Below are 1,934 nucleotides of genomic sequence, written 5' to 3' on the forward strand. Positions count from 1 at the left end.
TGAACTGCTCCCCGAAAGTTGGACTGAAAATTCAGTTTCGACTTCCGGGGAGCAGTTTTGCGTTCAAGTAGTTCTTTGTCGGCCGATCAGCGCGCGACGGCTGTAGCGTGGTTTGAGAAAGGCCTTGCATATACGGCGACAGCCACCATGCTGGGTGTGTCCCGTGAGTCTAGTGGGCCTGTTAAGAGGCTGTATCGGCGGTGGAGGATCCATGGTCAAGGTGCACTGGTGACCAAGCCGGCTCAGTCATACACGTTCGAATTCAAGCTCGCCCTGGTGCAACGGTTCCTCGCGGGCGAGACCGCGCCGGACCTGGCGGAAGAGGCTGGCTTATCATCGGCCGTGCTTCTCAAGTCGTGGGTGCGTGCGTACCGTCGTGAAGGCGTGGACGCCTTACGCCCAAAGCCCAAGGGCAGACCCCGCAAGCCCGACTCCCCGCCGCCTGCCGAAGCATCCGAGCTAGAACGGCTACGGCGGGAGAACGAACGCCTGCGGGCCCAAGTCGCATATCTGGGAAAATTGCGAGCCTTGAGGGCTCAAAAACAAAGGTGAAGGTCCAAGCCCTCATCGCCCTCAAGGCTGACTTCCCGCTGCCGCTTCTTCTTCAGGTCTCAGGCCTTGCACGGTCCACATTTTTCTATCACCAGGCGCGCCTTCAAGCCCCTGACCCACAAGAGGAGCTCAAGACCTCCATCAGGGACATCTTCAAGAAGAACCATGGCCGATACGGGCACCGGCGTGTGCACAGTGAACTGCTCAATCTCGGCTGGGCAGTTGCAAAAAAGACCGTGCTGAAGTTGATGCGGAGACTCGGCCTGCTATGCAAAGTCCGACGCAGAAAGCGCTACAACTCCTACCAAGGCGAGGCAGGCATCATTGCACCGAATCTCCTGAACAGGAAGTTTGACGCCGCTGCCCCAAACCAGAAATGGGTCACGGACGTGACCGAATTCAGTGTCGGAGACCGCAAGCTCTACCTCTCGCCGGTCATGGACCTCTTCGACCGGCAAATCATCTCCCACAGCATCAGCACATCCCCGAACTTGGATCTGACTAACAACTCTTTGCGTGCCGCGTTGAAATGCTTGGAGCCTGGGCAGCAGCCACTCGTGCATTCCGACCAGGGATTCCAGTACCAGCACATCTCGTGGCGCACCCTTTTGGCGAACGCCGGCGCTGTCCAATCAATGTCCCGCAAAGCCAACTGCTACGACAACGCCGTGATGGAAAACTTCTTCGGACACCTCAAGGAAGAACTCTTCCACCGTGTCCGCTTCCTCAACACTGAAGCCCTAACGGCAGCACTGCACGAATACATCCACTGGTACAACACCGAACGAATATCCACCAAGCTCAAAGGCTTGAGCCCGGTACAGTACCGCGCCCAGATGCTTGCGGCTTAGCTCCCTTTTCCCAACGGTTAGTCGGACGGCTCCTTGTTCCAGGATCCGGGCTACTGAGGGTCCTCCGGCCGCTCAGGTGGCGTTCGGCGCGTTTCTTTTCGCCTCGAAAGCCATTCCTGACGGTATTGATCCGTCTTTGCTGCCTGACGTCCGCCCCACCCAGCTCCAAAGTACCCGCCGAGAAAAATGCAGATCATCAGAAGTGCCGCGCCTGCAGACTCAGGACCGAAAAGCCATGTAGAGCCGAACGTCACCACAGCAATGATCAGCAAAGAGATGAGTATCTTCAGAAGCACTCTCATCGACGCTGCCCTCAATTCCCTTGCGATACCCGGGAGTCTACGACCGCGAGCCCGCCTCGAGTAGCCCCCTTGCGATGCTGCGAAGCTGCTGCTCACTAGCCGGAGATAGAACCTTCTGCAACGACGGAGGTCCCCGTCCAAACGGGACGGGGACCTCCGTGAAGAGTCGGCGCTAACCACTAGAGTGGAGCTCGCACATTTACGAGTCCAACTTTCGGGGACCACTTCA

2 protein-coding genes are annotated in these 1,934 nt (G+C 57.9%); both read left to right on the forward strand.

Going from position 1 to position 1,934, the window contains the following annotated elements; translation table 11 throughout:
• Positions 1-147: 147 nt before the first annotated feature.
• Positions 148-552, forward strand: a complete 405-nt coding sequence (locus tag VXJ37_RS21220; RefSeq protein WP_425328596.1) for a helix-turn-helix domain-containing protein — start codon at positions 148-150, stop codon at positions 550-552.
• Entirely contained in the window at positions 549-1,403 is an 855-nt protein-coding gene (locus tag VXJ37_RS20990) for an IS3 family transposase (protein WP_440589842.1), read from the forward strand. Before VXJ37_RS21220 ends, VXJ37_RS20990 begins: the two co-directional genes overlap by 4 nt.
• Positions 1,404-1,934 lie beyond the last annotated feature (531 nt).

The sequence above is a fragment of the Pseudarthrobacter phenanthrenivorans genome (assembly GCF_036455295.1).
In the GTDB taxonomy this organism is placed as follows: domain Bacteria; phylum Actinomycetota; class Actinomycetes; order Actinomycetales; family Micrococcaceae; genus Arthrobacter; species Arthrobacter phenanthrenivorans_C.